Source organism: Bradyrhizobium sp. SZCCHNR1002 (assembly GCF_032381435.1).
GTDB lineage: Bacteria > Pseudomonadota > Alphaproteobacteria > Rhizobiales > Xanthobacteraceae > Bradyrhizobium > Bradyrhizobium aeschynomenes.
Genome location: NZ_JAUHIS010000011.1, coordinates 36,300 through 58,761 on the forward strand (window position 1 = coordinate 36,300; position 22,462 = coordinate 58,761).

Annotated in this window: 13 protein-coding genes; 5 read left to right on the plus strand and 8 right to left on the minus strand. The window is 65.8% G+C overall.

Annotated elements, in window-relative coordinates:
• Nucleotides 1-234 precede the first annotated feature (234 nt).
• The 7 genes from QX108_RS32680 to QX108_RS32710 form a co-directional block, all read right to left on the minus strand.
• On the minus strand, nt 235-1,656 hold the full coding sequence (locus QX108_RS32680; protein WP_315786411.1) for an amidase: 1,422 nt from the start codon (nt 1,654-1,656) through the stop codon (nt 235-237).
• 66 nt (nt 1,657-1,722) lie between these two features.
• Complete coding sequence (locus tag QX108_RS32685) at nt 1,723-2,886, minus strand: M20 aminoacylase family protein (RefSeq protein WP_315719461.1); 1,164 nt, start codon at nt 2,884-2,886, stop codon at nt 1,723-1,725.
• A gap of 236 nt (nt 2,887-3,122) precedes the next feature.
• On the minus strand, nt 3,123-4,628 hold the full coding sequence (locus tag QX108_RS32690; protein ID WP_315786414.1) for a M81 family metallopeptidase: 1,506 nt from the start codon (nt 4,626-4,628) through the stop codon (nt 3,123-3,125).
• A gap of 296 nt (nt 4,629-4,924) precedes the next feature.
• Nucleotides 4,925-6,571 (minus strand): ABC transporter ATP-binding protein, encoded by a 1,647-nt coding sequence (locus tag QX108_RS32695; protein ID WP_315786417.1) that lies wholly within the window; start codon nt 6,569-6,571, stop codon nt 4,925-4,927.
• 112 nt (nt 6,572-6,683) lie between these two features.
• A complete protein-coding gene (locus tag QX108_RS32700; protein WP_315719464.1) occupies nt 6,684-7,574 on the minus strand; it encodes an ABC transporter permease in 891 nt (296 codons plus the stop codon).
• 13 nt (nt 7,575-7,587) lie between these two features.
• Nucleotides 7,588-8,529, minus strand: a complete 942-nt coding sequence (locus QX108_RS32705; protein WP_172113867.1) for an ABC transporter permease — start codon at nt 8,527-8,529, stop codon at nt 7,588-7,590.
• Nucleotides 8,530-8,940: 411 nt separating this feature from the next.
• A complete protein-coding gene (locus tag QX108_RS32710; protein ID WP_315786420.1) occupies nt 8,941-10,071 on the minus strand; it encodes a M20/M25/M40 family metallo-hydrolase in 1,131 nt (376 codons plus the stop codon).
• A gap of 267 nt (nt 10,072-10,338) precedes the next feature.
• Here QX108_RS32710 and QX108_RS32715 point away from each other — a divergent pair, with 267 nt between their 5' ends.
• Complete coding sequence (locus QX108_RS32715) at nt 10,339-11,952, plus strand: ABC transporter substrate-binding protein (protein ID WP_172130937.1); 1,614 nt, start codon at nt 10,339-10,341, stop codon at nt 11,950-11,952.
• Between the two features lie 411 nt (nt 11,953-12,363).
• Nucleotides 12,364-13,977 carry an ABC transporter substrate-binding protein gene (locus QX108_RS32720; RefSeq protein ID WP_315786423.1) on the plus strand — a complete coding sequence of 538 codons (1,614 nt, stop codon included), beginning with the start codon at nt 12,364-12,366 and terminating at the stop codon, nt 13,975-13,977.
• Nucleotides 13,978-14,105: 128 nt separating this feature from the next.
• Here the strand turns inward: QX108_RS32720 and QX108_RS32725 are convergent, their stop codons facing one another.
• Complete coding sequence (locus tag QX108_RS32725; protein WP_172130935.1) at nt 14,106-14,246, minus strand: hypothetical protein; 141 nt, start codon at nt 14,244-14,246, stop codon at nt 14,106-14,108.
• Between the two features lie 251 nt (nt 14,247-14,497).
• Between QX108_RS32725 and QX108_RS32730 the strand changes: the two genes are divergently transcribed.
• The 3 genes from QX108_RS32730 (at nt 14,498) to QX108_RS32740 (ending at nt 22,453) form a co-directional block, all read left to right on the plus strand.
• On the plus strand, nt 14,498-16,108 hold the full coding sequence (locus QX108_RS32730) for an ABC transporter substrate-binding protein (RefSeq protein ID WP_315786426.1): 1,611 nt from the start codon (nt 14,498-14,500) through the stop codon (nt 16,106-16,108).
• Between the two features lie 223 nt (nt 16,109-16,331).
• Nucleotides 16,332-19,466, plus strand: a complete 3,135-nt coding sequence (locus QX108_RS32735) for an autotransporter domain-containing protein (RefSeq protein WP_315786428.1) — start codon at nt 16,332-16,334, stop codon at nt 19,464-19,466.
• Between the two features lie 380 nt (nt 19,467-19,846).
• Entirely contained in the window at nt 19,847-22,453 is a 2,607-nt protein-coding gene (locus QX108_RS32740) for an autotransporter domain-containing protein (protein ID WP_315786430.1), read from the plus strand.
• Nucleotides 22,454-22,462: the final 9 nt, after the last annotated feature.

The following is a 22,462-nucleotide window of genomic DNA, read 5'->3' on the forward strand; positions in this document are numbered from 1 at the left end:
GATAGCGATACAGTAGTTCAGCGCGCGGCCAACGCAAAGTGTGCATGACATTCCGCAGGGCGGGCAAAACACTGCGCGCAGCATTGCTCTCTCAGCAAGCGATGCGGCAGTGATCGGGTCTACGCTCTCTCCCGCGTCATTGCGAGCGCAAGCGAAGCAATCGAGAGTCGTGGGCTGGACTCTGGATTGCTTCGCTTCGCTCGCAATGACGGAGGAGGGAGCAGTGGATAGGCTTCACTTCACCGGCGCCTTCGGCCACGGCCGCTGCTCGCCGCGCAGGCCCTCGAACGTCTTCGCCATTCCCAGCACGCCGACATCGTCGAAGCGGCGGCCGACGATCTGCAGGCCGATCGGGAAGCCGTCGGAATCGTAGCCGGCATTGACGGAGATCGCCGGGTTCTCCGACATGTTCCACGGCACGGTGTAGGTGATGTGCTCGAACGGTGCTTGCGGATCGTTGACGGGGGAGGCGTACTCGGCCGGAAACTTCACGCCGGGTGAGACCGGCGAAATGATGTAGTCGTACTCGCAGAACAGCTTTGCGGCAGCCGCCCGCAGCGCCATCGTGACATTGAATCCCCTGACGACCTCGACGCCGGACAGCGCCGCGCCGCGCTCCGCCCATTGCAGGATGTAGGGCAGGGTTTTCGCGCGCACCTCGGGCGCGAGCCGGGCCAGATCGTCCCACAGCCGCGCGCGCCAGAAATTGTCGAGGCCGTCGAGCATCTCCCGCGTGAGAAAGCCTTTCGTCTCGGTCACAACCGCGCCGGCGTCCTCGAAGGCCTTCGCTGCCGCAAGCGTCGTCGCGCGCACCGGCTCCTCGAGCGCCTGGCCGACGCCGCCGAGGTCGAGCATCAGGCCGAGGCGCAGCTTGCGCACCGGCTTCTCCGCGACCTTCCAGTGCAGATCTGACGGCGGCAGGCTGGTGCCGTCGCGGCGGTCAGGCTTCGACAGCACGCTCATCATCAGCGCGGCATCGTCGACGATGCGCGTCATCGGACCGGCGACGCGGCCGACATAGGGCGGGTCGATCGGCACGCGGCCGAAGCTCGGCTTGAGGCCGACGAGGCCGCACCACGATGCCGGCAGCCGGATCGAGCCGCCAATGTCGGTGCCGACATGCAGCGGGCCGTAGCCTGCGGCGGCGGCGGCACCCGCGCCGGCGCTCGAGCCGCCGGGGTTCATGCGGAGATCCCAGGGATTGCGCGTCAGCGGGTGGAAGCTCGACAGGCCCGATGACAGCATGCCGTAGTCGGGCATCGTGGTCTTGGCGAAGATGATCGCGCCGGCTTCGCGCAGGCGCGCCACCGGCGGCGCGTCGGCCGCGAGCGGCGCCCGCGTGACGCTGGCCGCGCCGAGCGGCATCGGCTGGCCCTTGGTGGCGATGTTGTCCTTCACCGTCGCCGGCACGCCGTCGAGCACACCGGCGGGCTCGTCATTGGCCCAGCGCTCCGTCGACGCCTTCGCCGCGGCCCGCGCGGCGTCGACGTCGAGCAGATACAGCGCCTTGATCTCGGGCTCCCAGGCCGCGACATGCGCCAGCACGTCGTCCATCACCTCGGACGGCGAGAACTGGCGCGCGCGATAGCCGGCGATCAGGTCGACGGCGGAGAGATCGTGCAGCGAGGTGACGTCGTCCGAAACAGGCTTGTGCATGCTGGTCCTCCGTCGCCGAACTTCGTCTCAAACACCGCCCCGCTCATTGACCCAGGTCAGGCGGCGCTAGGCCGCCGCCAGACGGGTCTCGATGATGCGGGCGAACATGCTGGCACCGATCGGCAGGATCTTGTCGTCGAGCACATAGCCGGGATTGTGCACCGGCACCGAGCCGTCATGGCCGACCCAGAAATAGGCGCCCGGGATGGTCTGCAGCATGTCGGCGAAATCCTCGCTGCCCATCTTCGGCGTCGAGCGCGTCAGCACCTTGGACGGCTCCACGACGGTGCGCGCGACCTCCTCGACGACCTTCGACTGTTCCTCCTGGTTCACCAGGACGCTGAACGTGTCGCGGATGTCGACGTCGATCTCGCAGTTGAACGCGGCCGCCATGCCGGCGCAGATCGCGCGCATGCGCTCGCGCACCAGCGCGCGGACATTGTCGGAGAAGGCGCGGACGGTGCCGCACAGCCAGGCATCGCCCGGAATGACGTTGTAGGCCGAGCCGGCATGGATCTGGGTGATCGAGACCACGGCGGCCTGCAGCGGCTCGACGTTGCGGCTGACGATGGTCTGGATCGCCTGGGCGACGCTGGTCGCGATCACCACCGCGTCCTTGGAGCGCTCGGGCATCGCGCCGTGGGCGCCATAGCCGGAGATGCGGATATCGAAGAAATCGGCGCCGGCCATCGCCGGGCCGGGGAGGATCGCGATCTCGCCATGCGCGAGGTCCGGCGCGTTGTGCAGGCCGTAGAGCTCGTCGCAGGGGAATTTCTGGAACAGGCCGTCCTTGATCATCGCCCGCGCGCCGCCGAGGCCTTCCTCGGCCGGCTGGAAGATGAAGTGCACGGTGCCATCGAAATTGCGCGTCTCGGCGAGATAGCGCGCGGTGCCGAGCAGCATCGTGGTGTGGCCGTCATGGCCGCAGCCGTGGAAGCGGCCGGGAATGGTCGAGCGCCAGGGGAGGTTGGTGTTCTCCTCCATCGGCAGCGCGTCCATGTCGGCGCGCAGGCCGATGGTCTTGGTGCCGGCGCCCTTGCCCTTGAGCACGCCGATCACCCCGGTGCCACCGAGGCCGCGATGCACCTCGATGCCCCATTGCGCGAGCTTCTCGGCGACGATGCCGGAGGTGCGGGTCTCCTCGAAGCCGATCTCGGGATGCGCGTGCAGGTCGCGGCGGATGGCGGTGAGTTCGTCGGCGTAACCTTGGATGCGATCGATCGTGGGCATGGGTGTGTTTCCAATTGAACGGAAGAGTGTGGGTTAGGAGATGACCTGAAGAGGCTTGTCGATCACCGCGTTTGCGGCCCATCCTTCGAGACGCCCGCCAAGGGGCGGGCTCCTCAGGATGAGGATGTGGGTGTGGCGAGACGTGTCTATGCAGCGAAACTTCCGCTCCTCATGGTGAAGAGCGCCGTCTTCGGCGCGTCTCGAACCATGAGGCCCCGGCAGGTTCGACAAACTACTCATCCCTTCACCTCAAACGCCGGACCGTTGGGCTTGAGGCGGATGCCCGGACGCAGTCGCGCCCAGGGCAGGGTGGAGGGATCGGCGGGCATTGCGCCGGGCGCGGCGCAGATCAGGAGCTGCTCTGCGATCGGCTCGAAATCGGCGCGGAAATGCACCGAGCTCTTGTTGACCAGGATCGCCTGCTCGGTCGGCTCGATGCCGACGAAACGGTACATCTCCTGGTCGGCGAGCTGCGATTTGTGCGAGGCCACGACCACGCGAACGTCGCCGATGCGCAAGCAGGCGGAGGGTCCCATCTCCATCTTGCGGCCGCCATAGAACGGACCGGGCGCTGTGAAGCGGCCGTCGGAGATCTTCTCGACGATGAAGCTCTCCTCGAACGGCGCATCGCCGGGAATGCCGCTCTTGCCGCCGAGCGACAAAGTGATGGTCGCGCCTTCGCCGGCCGCATGCGCGGCCAGCGCGGCCTGCGGATCGTAGATCATGCCGATCGCCGCCCGGCTGGCGCGGTTGCGCACCAGCGCGCGCAGCATGCCGGTGGTATCGGAATCGCCGCCGGCGCCCGGATTGTCCTGGGTATCGGCGATCACGATCGGACGGGTCGCATTCTTCGCCAGCGTCATCGCATGACGCACGCCCTCGTCCGGTGTGTAGATGCGGCCGTCGAAATCATTCTCGTGACCCATGACGATCGCCGCGATCGCATCTGCCGCGGTGTCCGCATCGGCCTGCGTGCGGCCGTACGCGAACACGCTGGGGCCGCAATGCACGAAGTCGGCCGCGGGGAAGCCGGGCGCGAAGGACAGCGTCGGCACGGCGTCGCTCTGCAACGCCGCGAGCTTCTCGTAGATGCCTTTGGTGGGCTGGTCGTTGGTGCACTGCCAGCTGATCGGGATCAGGAACGGCAGCTGCCGGAAGGCTTTCGCCAGAGGTTGTTTCGTGCGCAGCAGCAGCGCGAGATGCTCGGCGCAGGCGCGGCCGGTGTCGGCCATGTCGGTGTGCGGATATTTGCGATAGGCGATCAGCGCGTCGGCATGCGCCATCATCTCCGGCGTGACGTTGGCGTGCAGATCGAGGCTCGCGACCAGCGGCACATCGGGGCCGATCGCCTTGCGCACCCGCGCCAGAATCTCGCCCTCGCCGTCGTTGACATGCTCGGGCACCATCGCGCCGTGCAGGTCGAGATAGACGCCGTCGAGCGGCAGGGCCGCCTTGATCCGGTCGACCATCACGGTCGTGATGCGCTCGAACGCGTCCCTGGTGACGTGCGCCGACGGGCTTGCCGCGCAGGCGATGCTGGGGACGATGTTCCAGCCATTGGCTTCCGCGACCGCGATGAACCCCGACTGGCCGGCATTGATGCCCCGCATCGTCGTCATCACGCTCGCGGCGTCGGCGATGGAGGCGCGACCGCCGCCATGCATGAAGTCGTCGTAATCCGCTTTCGTCGGTGCGAAGGTGTTGGTCTCGTGCAGGAAGCCGCCAATCGCGACGCGCGTCATTACTTCGCCTCAGGTCGTGAGATGGAGTGGCGACGTTAGACTGTGCGTTGCGGCCCGCGCAAGCGAAGGAGCGATGCCGTTTTGCATGCGGGCCACGATGACGGCGGGCCGGTCCGAAGAGCTATCTCCGCGCGTCATTCCGGGGCATCGCGCAGCGATGAGCCCGGAATCCATGACCACGAGCAGGTGTTGCGAAGCACGCGCGTCGACCAGCCGACATTCCCACACCCGCCTGTGGGTATGGATTCCGGGCTCGTGCTGCGCACGCCCCGGAATGACGGTGGTTGGTGGCGCCGCTACGCCACCGCCTCCGACACCGGGCGGAAGTTGGCAAAGTCCCAGTTCCGCCCGGGGGCGGCCTCGAGCAGGGACTTGGTGTAGGCTTCCTTCGGATGCGTCAGGATCTCGCCGGCCGGACCCTGTTCGACGATGCGGCCCTTCTGCATCACGACGACCTCGTCGCAGATCTGCGCGGCGACGCGCAGATCGTGCGTGATGAACAGGATGGCGATGCCGAGGCGGCGCTGGATCTCGTCGAGCAGCTCCAGCACCTGCGCCTGTACCGAAACGTCCAACGCGGACACGGCTTCGTCGGCCACCAGCACGTCCGGATCGAGCGCGAGCGCACGCGCGATCGCGATGCGCTGACGCTGGCCGCCGGAGAACTGGTGCGGATAGCGCGAGATCGCGTCCGCCGGCAGGCCGACGAGCTCGAGCAGCTCGCGGGCGCGGGCCATCGCCTTGTCGTGAGAGGTGCCGTAGTTGATCGGGCCCTCGGCGATGCTTTCGCCGACCGTGAGGCGCGGATTGAGCGAGCGGTAGGGGTCCTGGAACACGATCTGGATGCGCTTGCGGTGCGGCTGCAGCAGCCGCCGCGTCAGGATCGAGATCTCGTGGCCGGCGAGGCGGACGCCGCCGGAGGTCGGATCGATCAGGCGCACGATGCAGCGCGCCACCGTGGATTTGCCCGAGCCGCTTTCCCCGACGATGCCGAGCGTGCGGCCTTTTCGCAGCGTGATCGTGACGTTCTGCGCGGCGACGACCTCGCGCGCTTTACCCAGGAAGGAGCGCTCGCGATAGACCTTGCCGAGCTCGTTGGTCTCCAGCACCACCGGCTCGGTGCTGTCGGGCCGCGGCGGCCGCGGAATGAGGCTCGGCACCGAGGATAGCAGGTTGCGCGTGTAGTCCATTTCGGGCGCGCGCAGGATCTTGTCGAGCGCGCCGGTCTCGACCAGGCGGCCCTGGCGCATGACCGCGACGCGGTCGGCGATCTCGGCGACGACGCCCATGTCGTGGGTAATGAAGAGCACCGCGGTGCCGTGATCGCGCTGCAGCTCGCGGATCAAGGACAGGATCTGCTTCTGCGTGGTGACGTCGAGCGCGGTGGTCGGCTCGTCGGCGATCAGCAGCTTTGGCTCGAGCACCAGCGCCATCGCGATCATGATGCGCTGGCGCTGGCCGCCGGAGAGGCGGTGCGGGTAGGAGCCGAAAATGCGCTCGACGTCGGGCAGGTGGACCTGCTCCATCATGTCGAGAATGCGCTTGCGGCGCGCCCGCGCATCGAGCGACGTATGTGCGCGCAACACCTCGTCGATCTGGCGGCCGACCGGCACGACCGGATTGAGCGCGGTCATCGGCTCCTGGAAGATCATCGCCATCTTGGTGGCGCGCAGTTCGCGCAGACGGCGATCGGTCGCGCTGAGCAGCTCTTCGCCGACCAGCTTGACGCTGCCGCCGACCGGGTGGAGCGCGTTCTTCGGCAAGAGGCCCATGGTGGTCAGCGAGGTCACCGATTTGCCGGAGCCGCTCTCGCCGACGACGCAGAGCGTCTCGCCTTTTTCGACCTTGATCGAAACGCCGTCGATGATGCGCGGGCCGTTCGGGTTCTTCGTCTTGCCGACGGTGACGACGAGGTTGTCGATGTCGAGGATGGTGTTGGTCATGCGTTCATTTCTCCACCGTCATTGCATGGAGAGTCAGCGACGAAGCAATCCAGAGCTCCGGATGCGGACCCTGGATCGCGTCGCTTCGCTCGCGATGACGAAAAAACCATTTTCACTTGCCGGCCTCGCGCTGCTTCATGCGCGGGTCGAGCGCGTCGCGGGCGGCGTCGCCGATCAGGTTGATCGAGAGAATCGCGATCGACAGCAACAGGCCCGGCCAGAAGATCAGCGAGGGCTTGATCTGGAAGTAGGAGCGGCCCTCGGCCATGATGTTGCCCCAGGTCGGCGTCTCCGGGCTGATGCCGGCGCCGAGGAACGACAGGATCGCCTCGGTGAGAATCGCGGCAGCGCAGATGTAGGTGCCCTGGACGATCAGTGGCGCGATCGTGTTCGGCATCAGATGCCGCCACATGATCTTGGGCATCGATGTGCCCAAGGAAATGGCGGCCTCGACATAGGGCTCCTCGCGTGCGGTGAGCACGACCGAGCGGACGAGGCGCGCGACGCGCGGGATCTCGACGATGGTGATCGCGATCATGACGGTGCCGACGCTGGCGCCGGAGAGCGAGACCACGGCGATGGCGAGCAGGATGCTCGGGATCGCCATCAGGCCGTCCATCACCCGCATCAGGATGGCGTCGACCCAGCGGAAGAAGCCGGAGACGAGGCCGATCACGAGCCCGATCGCGATCGAGATGATCGCTGCGCCGACGCCGACCAGGAGCGAGATGCGGCCGCCATAGATGGTGCGCGACAACAGGTCGCGGCCGTAGGCGTCGGTGCCGAGCAGGAACTGCGCGCTCGACGGCTTGAGCCGCTGAGCCGGCGCCAGCAGCACCGGATCATGGGGCGCCAGCAGCGGCGCCAGGATCGAGACGATCACGATCAGCGACAGGCACACCGTGGCGACGGCGATGATCGGGGTCGATGTCAGGAAGCCGAACCGAGGGCCCAGTCGCGTGGTGACCGGGATCGACGGCTCAGGAGTGGTGACGATTGCCATCGGAGCTAAGGCCTCAGTAGCGGATGCGGGGATCGAGAAGCGTGTAGGCGAGGTCGATCAGCAGATTGACCGCGAGATAGATGAAGGAGGTCAGCAGGATCATGCCCTGGATGACCGGATAGTCGCGCGCCAGCACGGCATCGACCGTGAGACGCCCGATGCCGGGCAGGTTGAACACGCTCTCGGTGACGACGACTCCGGAGATCAGCAGCGCGAAGCCCGAGCCGATGACGGTGATCACCGGGACCGCGGCGTTGCGCAGCGCGTGGCGCAGCAGCACCGCGATCTCGCTGACGCCCTTGGCGCGGGCGGTGCGCACGAAGTCTTCGCCGAGCACGTCGAGCATGGCGGCACGAGTCATGCGCGCGATCAGCGCGACATAGATGAAAGACAGCGCGCAGGTCGGCAGGATGATGCGTTCGAAGAACGGTCCGAAGCCGACGCTGAGACTCTTGAAGCCCTGCACCGGGACCCAGCGCAGGTTGATGGCAAACACCTGGATCAGGATGTAGCCGATCACGAACACCGGCACCGAGAAGCCGAGCACCGAGAGTGCCATCACGAAGCGGTCGATCCAGGTGCCGTGCTTCCACGCGGCGATCACGCCGAGCGGCACGGCCACGAGGATCGACAGGATGATGGTCGACAGCGCCACCGAGATCGACGGCTCGATACGCTGCCCGATCATCTGCAGCACCGGCACCTTCGATATCAATGACACGCCGAGATCGCCGTGCAGCAGCTGATTGATCCATGTGAAGAACTGGATGTAGAGCGGCTCGTTCAAGCCGAGCGTGGTGCGGATGCGCTCGAGCTGCTCGGGCGTGGCGTTGTCGCCGGCGAGAATCGCGGCGGGATCGCCTGGCGTCAGCCGCAGCAGCAGGAAGACGAACAGCGCCACCACGCCCATCACCGGGATGGCAGCGAGAATGCGGCGGAGCAGATAACCGATCATCTTGAAAGAACCGTTGTCATGGTGCGGGAGTGTCGTGCCTGATGTCGCGAGTGATTGTGCATGTCACCGATGGTCATCGCTTTCAAGATCTCCGGTGTTCGCTCGTCTGCTCGTGTGCGCGGATGACACGATCGTCGTCGGCCGTGCGAACCATCGCATTTGCGAACAATGTTGCGACCCTTTGCGGCGAACTTTCGCGCGAAAACTTTGCAAGCCGCATGCCATCATGCGCGCGCTGCGGAGCGATTGTCCACTTGCTCTGTTGGTCCCGGAAAATGAAACCGTGCTGCTGCGCAGCAGGCGGAGCGTAGCCCGGGAGAGCGAAGCGACCTCGGGGGCTCTCGCACAGCGGCGAGGACCCGGCATGTCGCTGCGCTCATGCAGATTACGAGATCCTGCCCCGAGGCGATTCTACGCCAGCGTCGCGAGCAGGCCGGCCATCAGGCGGCCGCGCTCGGCGAGGCTGTCGATCTCGATGTATTCGTTCAAGGTGTGCATGTCGGCGCCGCGGACGCCCAATCCATCGAGGGTCGGAATGCCCAGCGCGCCGGTGAAATTGCCGTCGGAGCCGCCGCCTGCCGATCCGTGGGGCAGGGACATGCCCAGCTGCTCGGCGATGCCGCGCGCCTTGTCGTAGAGCGCCATGGTTCCGGAATCCGGCTCCCAGACCGGTCGCGTCACGCCGCGCGTCACCTTGAAGGCGACGTCGTCGGTGGTGCCGGACAGCGCCAGCATGCGCTCGACGCCGCGGTCGAGATCGGCCTGCCGCTTCGCCATGCTGAGCGCCTCGCCGGTGCAGGTCGTCGCCACGCAATTGACCCATTGGCCGCCATGCACGATCCCGACCGAGAAGGTGCAATCCTCCGTCGTCATGGCGTCGATGGCCATGATCTGCCGCGCCATTTCCCGGATCGCGGAACGGCCGGCGCCGAGCCGCGCGCCGGCATGGCTGGGACGCCCGGTGGCTTCGAGATTGAAGCGTGCGATCGCATAGCGGCCGGTGACCACGCCGTTGTCGGGGCGGCCCGGCTCCGGCACCAGCACGTATTTGTTGCGCTTCGCCTCGGCCTCGATGATGTCGCGGGTCGAGGGCGTGCCGACCTCCTCGTCCGGCGTGAACAGCACGGTGACGGGCAGCGGCGTCGTGACACTCGCCTTGATCAGCTGCCGGATGGCCTCCAGCGAGAGATAGTTGCCGCCCTTCATGTCGCAGATGCCGGGTCCATGACATCGGTTGCCGTCACGCCGCCACGGCAGCTTGGCCAGCGTCCCGACCGGATGAACGGTATCCATGTGGCCGGCGATGAGGATGCCCGGCTCGCCTTGCCGGGGATGCGGAAAGCGCGCGCGCACGCACCCGGCGAAACCGTGCTGCCCGGAGATGCGCTCGATCGTCGCACCCAGGATCGCCATGTCCCGTGCGGCGAGATCGAGCATCCGCTCGACGGCCGCCGTGTCCCAGGTCGGACTCTCGCATTCCACCCAGCCGCGCAAGCCCTGCAGCATGGCTTCGGTATCAAAGGGAAGATGGGCTGGATTCATCTGAGTTCTCTTCACGGCGTTGTCGCAATCTCATCACACGAGACGGAGTCGGGCGACTTGTAAAGCGAAAGCTGTACGAGCGTTAACGGCATTGTCAGCTGCAGCGGGCATGCGCTGAATGCGGATTGACGCGACAGACGACCTCTGCAAGTGTCGAAAGCTCACGACTTACAGCGTGTTAGTTCGCACAAGGAATGATCTTCACGCACAACGAATGATCTGAATCTGATCAGTTTCAGGTCAAATCATCCTCCAGGAGACTTCGTAATGTTCCACATCCCGCGCTGGAAACGTCTGACGCTCGCTGCGAGCCTCGCCGTTTCCATGCTTTCGCTCTCGACGGCGCTGAGCACCCAGGCCATCGCTGCCGGCAAGAAGACGATCACGGCGGTGATGCATTCTGATCTGCGCGTGATCGACCCCGGCTTCACCACCGCCTACATCACCCGTGATCATGGCTACATGGTTTACGACACGCTGCTTGCGACCGATTCGAATTTCAAGGTCCAGCCGCAGATGGCGGACTGGAAGGTGTCGGACGACAAGCTGACCTACACCTTCACCCTGCGCGACGGCCTGAAGTGGCACGACGGCGCGCCGGTGACGGCCGAGGACTGCGTCGCCTCGCTGAAGCGCTGGGGCCGCAATGACGGCATGGGCCAGAAGCTGATGGACTTCACGGCGAGCCTCGAGGCGCCGGACGCCAAGACCATCGTTCTCAAGTTGAAGGAGCCCTATGGGCTCGTCCTGGAGTCGATTGCCAAGCCGTCGTCGCTGGTGCCCTTCATGATGCCGAAGCGTCTCGCCGAGACGCCGCAGGGCCAGCAGATCGCGGAGCAGATCGGCTCGGGTCCGTTCAAATTCGTCAAGGCGGAATTCCAGCCGGGCGTGAAGGCGGTGTATGAGAAGAACACCGACTACGTGCCGCGCAAGGAGCCCGCGAGCTGGACCTCCGGCGGCAAGGTGGTGAAGGTCGACCGCGTCGAGTGGATCACGATGCCGGATGCCCAGACCGCGGTGAACGCGCTGCAGTCCGGCGACATCGACTTCATGGAGAACCTGCCCTACGACATGTTGCCGGTGGTGGAGGCGAACCCCGAGCTCAAGATCGACGTGCTCAACAAGTTCGGCTACCAGACCCTGGGTCGCATGAACTTCCTGAACCCGCCCTTCGACAACGTGAAGGTGCGCCGCGCGGCGTTCCTCGCGCTGAACCAGAAGGACGTGCTCGACGCGCTCGTCGGCAATCCGAAGTACCAGAAGGTCTGCGGCGCGGTGTTCGTGTGCGGCACGCCGCTGGAGACCGACGTCGGTGCCGAGACCCTGATCAAGGGCAACGGCATGGCGGCGGCCAAGAAGGCGCTCGCCGAATCCGGCTATGACGGCACGCCGATCGCAATCATGGCCCCGGGCGACGTGACCACCCTGAAGGCCCAGCCCGTCGTGGCGGCGCAACTGCTGCGCGAGGCCGGCTTCAAGGTCGACCTGCAGGCAACGGATTGGCAGACGGTGGTCACCCGCCGCGCCAGCCAGAAGCCTGTGAAGGAGGGCGGCTGGAACATGTTCTTCACCAACTGGGTCGGCGCCGACGTCGCCAATCCCGTCGCGAACGTGTCGGTCGGCGGCCGTGGCACCAAGGGCGGCTGGTTCGGCTGGGCCGAAGACGCCGAGATCGAGAAGCTGCGCGATGCCTATGCACGCTCGTCCTCTCCGGAGGAGCAGAAGAAGATTGCCGCCGAGATCCAGAAGCAGAACTACGAGAAAGTGATCTACATTCCGCTCGGCCAGTACCTCAATGCCAGCGGTTGGCGCAAATCGCTGAGCGGCGTGCTCGACGGCCCGGCCACCCCGGTCTTCTGGAATGTCGATAAGAGCGAGTAGGTCGCTCACCATCCTGCAAACGACCATGCGGCGGAGGCAACTCCGCCGCATTTTCTATGCGATCGTCCGGGTCGACGAAGTAACCGTGCCGCGGGGCGGCAGCGCGCCCGCCGTCGATCGGCATATTCCGCGCGGCAGGACGGCGGGTGCTGCGTCCTTCTGATCTCGCCCGTAGAAATAGTATCCCTGCGCCTTCGCTCACCTTGCGGGAGCGAAGCTGGTAACCGGATGCACGGCTGCTGCGCGGGCGACAGCAAAGCCGATTGACGGGCGCGAGAACTGTTGCAACTCTTCGCGCGCGGAATGAACGCTGGGCGCAGACCCGTGGAAATGATGGTGCGACGCCCAGCGGTCGCCGTGTCTCGATCACGTCGAGGCCGTCGTTCACCCCGTCACGTCAAGAGAGATCGCATGTCACCTCATTCGCGTCGGGCCCGTTCCGCGCTCGCGTCATGGCTTGTTGCGTCCGCCGTCTTGTTAGCGCCGGGGCTCGCGCCCGAAGGACTTGCCGCCGGCAAGAAGACCATCGCCGCAGTGATGCATTCGGATCTGCGTGTCATCGATCCCGGCTTCACCACGGCCTACATCACCCGCGACCACGGCTACATGGTCTACGACACGCTGGTCGCCACCGATTCCAATTTCAAGATCCAGCCGCAGATGGCGGACTGGAAGGTGTCGGACGACAGACTGACCTACACCTTCACCCTGCGCGACGGCCTGAAGTGGCATGACGGCGCACCGGTGACGGCCGAGGACTGCGTCGCCTCGCTGAAGCGCTGGGGCCGCAATGACGGCATGGGCCAGAAGCTGATGGACTTCACGGCGAGCCTCGAGGCGCCGGACGCCAAGACCATCGTTCTCAAGTTGAAGGAGCCCTATGGGCTCGTGCTGGAATCAATCGGCAAGCCGTCCTCCTACGTGCCGTTCATGATGCCCAAGCGCCTTGCCGAGACGCCGCAGGGCCAGCAGATCGCGGAGCAGATCGGCTCGGGCCCGTTCAAATTCGTCAAGGCGGAGTTCCAGCCGGGCGTGAAGGCGGTCTACGAGAAGAACACCGACTACGTCCCCCGCAAGGAGCCGGCGAGCTGGACGGCGGGCGGCAAGGTGGTGAAGGTCGATCGCGTCGAGTGGATCACGATGCCAGACTCCCAGACCGCAGCGAACGCGTTGCAGTCCGGCGACATCGACTTCATGGAGGCGCCGCCCTACGAGCTGCTCTCGGTGCTCGAGGCCAACCCCGAGCTCAAGACCGAGGTGCTCAACAAGTTCGGCTATCAGACGCTCGGCCGCATGAATTTCCTGAATCCGCCGTTCGACAACGTGAAGGTGCGCCGCGCGGCGTTCCTCGCGCTGAACCAGAAGGACGTGCTCGACGCGCTCGTCGGCAATCCGAAGTATCAGAAGATCTGCGGCGCGGTGTTCGTGTGCGGCACGCCGCTGGAGACCGACGTCGGGGCCGAGACCCTGATCAAGGGCAACGGCATGGCCGAAGCGAAGAAGGCGCTCGCCGAATCCGGCTATGACGGCACGCCGATCGCGATCATGGCGCCCGGCGACGTGATCGCGCTCAAGGCGCAGCCCGTCGTGGCCGCCCAGCTCTTGCGCGAGGCCGGCTTCAAGGTCGACCTGCAGGCGACCGACTGGCAGACCGTGGTGACGCGGCGCGCCAGCCAGAAGCCCGTGAAGGAGGGCGGCTGGAACATGTTCTTCACCAACTGGGTCGGCGCCGACGTCGCCAATCCCGTGGCGAACGTGTCGGTCGGCGGCCGTGGCACCAAGGGCGGCTGGTTCGGTTGGGCCGAGGACGCCGACATCGAGAAGCTGCGTGACGCCTATGCACGCGCATCGTCGCCCGAGGAGCAGAAGAAGATCGCGACCGAGATCCAGAAGCTGAACTATGAGCGCGTGATCTATGTGCCGCTCGGCCAGTATCTGCAGCCGAGCGTGTGGCGCAAGACGTTGACCGGCGTGCTCGACGGCCCGGCCACGCCGATCTTCTGGAACATCGAGAAGAAGGACTAAGTCGCCGGCCGGTGGCGATCACGACCGGGTAGTCGAATGCACAGCGCGGCGAGGGGGACCCGCCGCGCTGTTTTTGCGAGCTGTTTGCGTCCGAGCTCTTCGCCGTCAATGGCTGGAGCAAACGGCGCTCAGCAGTGCGTGTCACGAACGGCTTCCAACCCATCCACCATCAGCGGCGGCGTGAGTTGATCCCGCGACGGCTTGTTGCTGGTGGGTATCGGTGCGGCAGGGCGGCGATTGCCCTGCGGCTCGGTGGTTTCGATCGGCATCGTCATGCTCCTGGTCGCGCTCTCAACGGAGCAGCCGGTGCAGAGTTCCAGCTGGCGGGACACTATCGGCTCACTGCCAGCCCGTGCCGGCTTTGCCGCGCGCCCATGCGGCCAAGACAATTGACGAGCGGTGGAACTGCTGCAAGTCTCTGCGGGCGTCGCCTAAGCGTCTGCGGACGCGATGCAAGCGCTCGCCGCGCCTTGGTCGGTGTCAGGGCCGCCTGATGAAAGCTCACGTCAAGAGAGATCGCATGCCACATCCTTCGCGCCGGACGTCATCCGCGCTCGTGTCCTGTCTCGTCGCTGCGGCCCTTGCCGTCTCGGCGGGAATGACGACCAAAGCCTTCGCTGCCGGCAAGAAGACGATCACGGCGGTGATGCACTCTGATCTCCGCGTGATCGATCCGGTGTTCACGCCGGCCTACATCACCCGCGACCATGGCTACATGGTGTACGACACCCTGCTCGGAACCGACGCCAACTTCCAGGTCCAGCCGCAGATGGCGGATTGGAAGGTGTCGGACGACAAGCTGACCTACACCTTTACCCTGCGCGACGGCCTGAAATGGCACGACGGTGCTGATGTCACCGCCGAGGACTGCGTGGCCTCGCTGAAGCGCTGGAGCCGCAACGACAGCATGGGCCAGAAGCTGATGGAGGCGACAGCTTCGCTCGAGGCGACGGATGCCAAGACCATCACGCTCAAGCTGAAGGAGGCGTACGGCCTCGTGCTCGACTCGATCGGCAAGCCGTCGTCCTACGTGCCGTTCATGATGCCGAAGCGTCTGGCCGAGACGCCGGCGAACCAGCAGATCTCCGAGCAGATCGGCTCCGGCCCGTTCAAGTTCGTCAAGGCCGAGTTTCAGCCCGGCGTGAAGGCGGTCTACGAGAAGAACACCGACTACGTGCCGCGCAAGGAGCCGCCGAGCTGGACCGCCGGCGGCAAGGTCGTGAAGGTCGATCGCGTCGAATGGATCGCGATGCCGGACGCCCAGACAGCGGTGAATGCGCTGCAGTCCGGCGATGTCGATTTCATGGAGTTTCCGCCGCTCGATCTCGAGCCGCTGCTCGCCGCCAATCCCGATATCAAGATGAACGTGCTGAACAAGTTCGGCTATCAGACGCTCGGCCGGATGAACTTCCTGTTTCCGCCGTTCGACAATGTGAAGATTCGCCGGGCGGCGTTCCTGGCGTTGAACCAGAAGGACGTGCTCGACGCGCTGGTCGGCAATTCGAAGTACTACAAGATCTGCGGCGCCGTGTTCGGCTGCGGCACCCCGCTGGAAGCCGACGTCGGCTCGGAGACGCTGGTCAAGGGCAACGGCATGGAGCAGGCCAAGAAGCTGCTCGCCGAGGCGGGCTATGACGGCACGCCGGTGGTGATTCTCGCCCCCGGCGACGCCATCACCTTGAAGGCGCAGCCGGTGATCGCCGCGCAGCTGCTGCGCGCGGCGGGATTCAAAGTCGATCTGCAGACGACGGACTGGCAGACCGTGGTGACCCGGCGCGCCAGCCAGAAGCCGCCGAAGGAGGGCGGCTGGAACATGTTCTTCACCAACTCGGTGATCGCCGATTCCGGCAACCCGATCGGCAGCACCTTCGTCGGCGCGCGCGGCCAGAAGAGCCCGTTCGGCTGGCCCGACGATCCGAAGATGGAGGAGCTCCGCGATGCCTTCGCCAAGGCCACCACGCCCGAGGATCGAAAGCGGATCGCAGCCGAGATTCAGCAGGAGGTCTATGAGCAGGTGATCTACGTGCCGCTCGGCCAATGGTTCATGCCGAGCGCCTGGCGCAAGTCGATCAGCGGCGTGCTGGAGGGGCAGGCGGTGCCGGTGTTCTGGAACGTCGAGAAGAGCGAGTGACGCCTGCCGCAGCCTCGTAGCCGCAGTAGCATGTAGCCCGGATGTCGCTGTCGCCTTCGCGCTCGCGCGCGCCGGCTGTCGCTCATCCGGCTACGACCACGGGCTACGCGCGACGCGACGATGTCTCCGGAGAACTACGCGCTAAAGTTGTAACGTATAGTTAACACTTGATTAGATCGAGTTGTCCTAGATTCGCGCTCCATCAGCGGAGCGCATGGACCAGATGGCGCGTTTCTTCAGATCGCATTGCGGTCACGGCCTGACGGCAACATCCATCATTCTCGGAACGGTCCTGGCGCAGACGACGCCTGTCCGTGCCGTCGACTGGACCGGCCTGCTGTCGACCGACTGGTTCAACGCCGGCAACTGGACGGGCACCGTTCCAGACAACACGACCAGCACGAGGATCGACACCATCACACCCAACCCGACATTGGTCGGGGCGCCCGGCGCGCAGGCGACCGATCTGAGGGTCGGCGTATCAGCAACCGGCGCGTTGATGGTCCAGAGCGGTGGCACCATCAACAACACCCTCGGCGTCATCGGCGACAATGTGGGCTCGATTGGCAGCGCGACGGTGGATGGCGCCGGTTCAAGCTGGATCAATAGCGCCGATCTGCTTGTCGGGAACGCCGGCAACGGCACACTGATCATTCGCAATGGCGGCGCCGTGAGCAATGACTACGGTTATGTCGGCCTTGATAACGGTGCGACCGGCGTCGTGACCGTGGATGGCGTCCATTCGACCTGGACCAACACCTCCGATCTGCTCGTCGGCTCCACCGGGAACGGTACGCTGGCTATCCGCAATGGCGGCGCAGTGACGAATGAGTACGGCTTTGTCGGCAATGATAGCGGCGCGACCGGCGTCGTCACCGTGGATGGCGTCGGCTCGACCTGGACCAACCGATCGGAGCTGTATGTCGGCTCAGCCGGCAACGGATCTCTGAAGATCCAAAACGGCGGCACAGTCACCAGCGGCATGAGCGTTTTCGCCATCAATCCCGGCTCCACCGGTGCCGTGACGGTGAACGGCGCCGGCTCGGGCTGGACGACTGCCGGCGATTTGTATGTCGGCAGCGGCGGGAGTGCGACGCTGGCCATCCTGAATGGTGGCGGCGTCAGCATTGGCGGCAACAGCTATCTCGGCGTCGCATCGGGCTCAGTCGGCACCGCAACCGTGGACGGCGCCGGCTCGCACTGGATCAGCAGCGGCAATCTCGGCATCGGCAGCCAAGGCGGCGGCACGGTGACCATCCGCAACGGCGCTGCTGTGAGCAACGTCTTCGGCTCCCTCGCCATCCAGCCCGGCTCGACCGGTACCGTGACGGTGGATGGGACCGGCTCGACCTGGACCAACAGCGCGGATCTCCATGTCGGCTATGGCGGCATCGGAGCGTTGACTGTCAGCAATGGCGCCAGCGTCTCGGCCTCGACCATGTTCCTCGCCTACCAGCCCGGCTCGGTCGGCAAGCTGAATATCGGCGCAGCCGTCGGCCAGGCGGCCACAGCGCCCGGAACGCTCAGCGCAGCCTCGGTCGATCTGGGGAGCGGCAATGGCGAGATCGTGTTCAACCACACGGGCACGAACTACACTTTCGCCCCCGTCATCACCGGCAGCGGCGCAGGGACGCGAACGGTGCGCGTCGAGGCCGGCAAGACGATCCTGACCGCGGCCAGCACCTACACGGGACCGACCATCATCAATGGCGGCACGCTGTCGGTGAACGGTTCGATCGCCGGTTCTGCCGTCATGGTGAACGCCGGCGGCACGCTCGGCGGCAACGGCACCGTCGGCAACACCATGATCAATGGCGGCACACTGGCGCCCGGCAATTCGATCGGCGTGCTGACCGTGAACGGCAGTCTATCGTTCACCGCGGCGTCGTCCTACATGCTCGAGATATCGCCTGCCAGCGCCGACCGCGTCAACGTGTCGGGAACGGCGACATTGTCCGGCGCCAAGGTGAATGCGTCGTTTGCGGCCGGAAGCTATGTCGCCAAGCGGTACACCATCGTCAATGCCAGTGGCGGAATCAGCGGCACATTCGGGCCGGTGGTGAACAGCAATCTGCCGTCGGGATTCAAGTCGAGCTTGAGCTACGACGCCAACAACGCCTATCTCGATCTGGCGCTGGCCTTCATCGCTCCGCCCGGCACCGGCCTCAACATCAATCAAGCCAACGTCGGCAACGCGCTGGTCAACTCCTTCAACCGCAACGGCGGCATTCCGCTGGTCTATGGCGGGCTGACGGCGCCGGGGCTGACGCAGGCCTCCGGCGAGATCGCCACCGCGGTGCAGCCGACCATGGTGCGCGCGATCACGCAATTCACGACCGCGATGACCGATGCTGCGGCCGTCGATCGCCGCCGCGATGAGACCAGTGCGCTTGGTCCAGCCGATGACGCCGATCTCGCGAACGCCTATGCCAGCGTCCCGCTCCGCGGCACGGTCGGTGACACATTCAGCTCGAATGCGAGGGCCGCGCTGCGTGAGCCGCCATTCGAATCGCGCTGGCGCATGTGGGCCTCGGGCTTCGGCGGTGGCCAAGCCCGCGACGGCAACGCGGTCGTTGGATCCAGCACCGCCACCAGCCGCATGTTTGGCGCGGCGGCGGGGGCCGACTACTCGCTGTCGCCGGCAACGGTCGCCGGCTTTGCGCTGGCGGGCGGCGGCACCAATTTCAACGTGGCCGCCGGTGGCGGGGGACGTACCGACATGTTTCAGGCCGGCGCCTACATCAGACACGTTACAGGCCCGGCCTATGTCAGCGCAGCCGCAGCCTATGGCTGGCATGACGTCACGACGGATCGAACGGTCACCATCTCGGGCGTCGATCAGTTGCGCGCGCGGTTCTGGGCGAGCAGTCTTGCGGCGCGTCTCGAAGGCGGCAGCCGCTTTGCTCCGTCCTGGCTCGGCGGCCTCGGTCTGACGCCCTATGCCGCCGCGCAGGTGACGGCCACGCGTCTCCCCGGCTATGCCGAAACCGTCACCACCGGCGCCAACAGTTTCGCACTGTCCTATCTTGCGAAGTCCGTGACCGCGCCGCGCACCGAACTCGGCGTGCGCAGCGACACGTCCTTCGCTGTAAATGATGCGCTGCTGACATTGCGCGGCCGCACCGCCTGGGCGCACGACTTCAATCCCTTCAGTTCGGCCTCGGCCAGCTTCGAGTCCTTGCCCGGCGCAAGCTTCGTGGTGAACGGCGCGACCGCGGCGCGTGATGTGGCATTGACGACGGTCTCGGCCGAAGTGAACTGGCGAAATGGCGTCGCGCTCGCCGCGACGTTCGAAGGCGAGTTTTCCGCCGTCACCCGCGCCTACAATGGCAGGAGCGTCGCGCGTTACAGGTGGTGAGCCGAACCGTGCCGGCGATCGACAGGCATTGTTGATCCTCCGGGCAAGTGGGTGGTCGCAAGCTCAACTCTGACCACTCGCCACCTATGGGATCTACGGGCGACTACGATCTGTTCGCGTCATTGCGAGCGACGTGCCGTGTCGCTGCAACACGAACATCTCGACGAGACCGGGCGCGCGCGGTGCCCATCATCGAACGCTTTGCTACTCATCCGTGCAACTACGCGGAAAAGTTGTAACTTATAGTTAATACTTGATTAGATCAGTTATCTTAGATTCGCGCTCCATCAGTGGAGCGTATCGACCATATGGCGCGTTTCTCCCGATTGCCTGTCGCACAAGGCCTGGCGGCAACATCCATCGCGTTGGGAACGGTCCTGGTGCAGGCCACGCCAGCCCTTGCCGTCGACTGGACCGGTCTCACGTCGACCGACTGGTTCAACGCCGGCAACTGGTCCGGTGGTGTTCCAACCAGCGCGACCAGCGCGACGATCGACACGACCGGCCACATGGCGGTGATCGGGACGGCCGGCGCGCAGGCCACGGCCGTGAAGGTCGGCGATGCCAACGCCGGCGCGTTGACCATCCAGGATGGCGGCACCTTGAGCGCTACGCAAGGCACGATCGGCGGCCAGGCCGGCGCAACCGGGGCGGTGACCGTCGATGGCGCCGGGTCGACCTGGAGCACCAGCGGATCACTGGACATCGGAAGCCATGGCACGGGCACGCTGAGCATCCGCAACGGCGCCGCGGTGACCGTCGGCGATACTGTCTGGATCGGCAACTGGCCCGGGGGAATCGGCGGAGTGACGATCGACGGCGCCGGCTCCACCTTCATCATCAAGAATCTGTATGTCGGCTGGGACGGCCAGGCCACCCTGACCATCAGCAACGGCGCAAAACTGATCAGCGCCACGGTTGGCTCGAGCCTTGCTTCCACCGGGGTTAGCGCCATCACGGTGGATGGCATCGGATCGAGTTGGACCGATGGCGCCAACATCTTCATTGGTGACAGGGGTGTCGGCACGCTCACCATTCGCAACGGCGCCACGGCGTCGGGGCCGAACCTGATCCTCGGCCACTACGCCAGCGGAAACAGCACGCTCAATATCGGCGCCGGCCTCGGCGAGGCGGCCACAGCGCCCGGGACGCTCAGCGTGGCCTCGGTCCAGCTCGGTGTCGGCACCAGCCAGATCGTGTTCAACCATACCGGCACGAACTACACTTTCGCCCCAATCATCATCGGCAGCGGGGCAGGGACGCGATCGGTGCGCGTCGAGGCCGGCACCACGATCCTGACCGCCGCCAGCTCCTACACCGGGCCAACACTGATCGATGGCGGCACGCTGTCGGTGAACGGTTCGATCGCCAATTCGGCGGTTACCGTGAATGCCGGCGGCACGCTCGGCGGCAACGGCACCGTCGGCAGCACCATGATCAACGGCGGCGCACTCGCCCCCGGCAATTCAGTCGGCCTGCTGACCGTGAACGGCAGTCTGACGTTCACTGCGGCCGCGTCCTACATGGTCGAGATATCCCCGGCCGGTGCTGACCGCGTCAACGTTTCGGGAACGGCGACGCTGGCGGGCGCCACGGTCAGTGTGTCGTCTGCGGCCGGGGGCTACGTCGCCAAGCAGTCCACCATCGTCAATGCCGGCGGGGGCATCACCGGCACCTTCGGCTCGGTGGTGAACAGCGGTCTGCCATCGGGATTCAAGTCGAGCCTGAGCTACGACGCCAACAACGTCTATCTCGATCTCGCGCTGGCCTATGCGGCTCCGTCCAACACCGGCTTCACCATCAATCAGACCAACGTCGCCAACGCGCTGGTCAACGCCTTCAATAGCCATGGCGGCATTCCGCTGGTCTATGGCGGGCTGACCGCGCCGGGGCTGACGCAGGCCTCCGGCGAGATTGCCACCGCGGTGCGGCCGACCATGGTGCGCGCGCTCACGCAGTTCACGACCGCGATGACTGATGTTGCTGCCGCCGACCGCAGCCGCAACCAGACGACCGCAAGGGACCTGGCCGATGCCACCGATCTCGCGAACGCCTATGCCAGCGTCCCGCTCCGTGGCACAGTCGGTGAAACATTCGGTCTGAAAGCCCAAGCTGCGCCGCATGCACCGCCATTCGAGGCGCGTTGGCGAACCTGGGCCGCAGGCTTCGGCGGTGGCCAGACCACCGACGGCAATGGGCCGGTTGGATCCAGCACCGCCACCAGCCGCATGTTTGGCGCCGCGGCGGGGGCCGACCACTGGCTGTCGCCATCGACCGTCGCCGGCTTTGCGCTGGCGGGCGGCGCCACCAGTTTCAACGTGGCCGCCGGCGGCACCGGGCGCAGCGACATGTTCCAGGCCGGCGCATACATCAAGCACATGGCGGGCCCGGCCTATGTCGGCGTGGCCGCCGCCTACGGCTGGCATGACGTCACGACCGATCGCACGCTCACCATCTCGGGCATTGACCAGCTGCGCGCGCGCTTCCGCGCCAGCAGTTTCGCCAGCCGTCTCGAAGGCGGCAGCCGCTTCGATACGCCCTGGTTCGGCGGCCTCGACCTGACGCCCTATGCGGCCGCACAGGTGACGATCACGCGCCTTCCCGGCTACGCGGAGGCCGTCACCGCCGGCGCCAACAGTTTCGCGCTGTCCTATCTGGCAAGCACCGTGACGTCGCCGCGGACCGAACTCGGCGTGCGCAGTGGCAAATCCTTTACCGTGAACGATGCTCTGCTCACCTTGCGTGGTCGCGCCGCATGGGCGCGTGACTTCAACCCTGATACTGCCGCGTGGGCCAGCTTCCAGGCGTTGCCCGGAGCAAGCTTCGTGGTGAACGGCGCGGCCGGGGCGCGTGATGTGGCACTGACGACGGTCTCTGCCGAGATGAACTGGCGGAAGGGCATCGCGCTCGCCGCGACGTTCGAAGGCGAGTTTTCCGCCGTGACCCGCTCCTATGCCGGCAAGAGCGTTGCGAGCTACCGGTGGTGAACGGAGCGG

What these genes read in the sequence shown, in the direction of transcription:
- QX108_RS32715 (WP_172130937.1), top strand. Translation starts at nt 10,339, where the DNA reads ATGTTCCACATCCCGCGCTGGAAACGTCTGACGCTCGCTGCGAGCCTC.
- QX108_RS32685 (WP_315719461.1), bottom strand. Translation starts at nt 2,886, where the DNA reads ATGCCCACGATCGATCGCATCCAAGGTTACGCCGACGAACTCACCGCC.
- QX108_RS32700 (WP_315719464.1), bottom strand. Translation starts at nt 7,574, where the DNA reads ATGGCAATCGTCACCACTCCTGAGCCGTCGATCCCGGTCACCACGCGA.
- QX108_RS32680 (WP_315786411.1), bottom strand. Translation starts at nt 1,656, where the DNA reads ATGCACAAGCCTGTTTCGGACGACGTCACCTCGCTGCACGATCTCTCC.
- QX108_RS32735 (WP_315786428.1), top strand. Translation starts at nt 16,332, where the DNA reads ATGGCGCGTTTCTTCAGATCGCATTGCGGTCACGGCCTGACGGCAACA.
- QX108_RS32730 (WP_315786426.1), top strand. Translation starts at nt 14,498, where the DNA reads ATGCCACATCCTTCGCGCCGGACGTCATCCGCGCTCGTGTCCTGTCTC.
- QX108_RS32705 (WP_172113867.1), bottom strand. Translation starts at nt 8,529, where the DNA reads ATGATCGGTTATCTGCTCCGCCGCATTCTCGCTGCCATCCCGGTGATG.
- QX108_RS32725 (WP_172130935.1), bottom strand. Translation starts at nt 14,246, where the DNA reads ATGCCGATCGAAACCACCGAGCCGCAGGGCAATCGCCGCCCTGCCGCA.
- QX108_RS32720 (WP_315786423.1), top strand. Translation starts at nt 12,364, where the DNA reads ATGTCACCTCATTCGCGTCGGGCCCGTTCCGCGCTCGCGTCATGGCTT.
- QX108_RS32695 (WP_315786417.1), bottom strand. Translation starts at nt 6,571, where the DNA reads ATGACCAACACCATCCTCGACATCGACAACCTCGTCGTCACCGTCGGC.
- QX108_RS32710 (WP_315786420.1), bottom strand. Translation starts at nt 10,071, where the DNA reads ATGAATCCAGCCCATCTTCCCTTTGATACCGAAGCCATGCTGCAGGGC.
- QX108_RS32690 (WP_315786414.1), bottom strand. Translation starts at nt 4,628, where the DNA reads ATGACGCGCGTCGCGATTGGCGGCTTCCTGCACGAGACCAACACCTTC.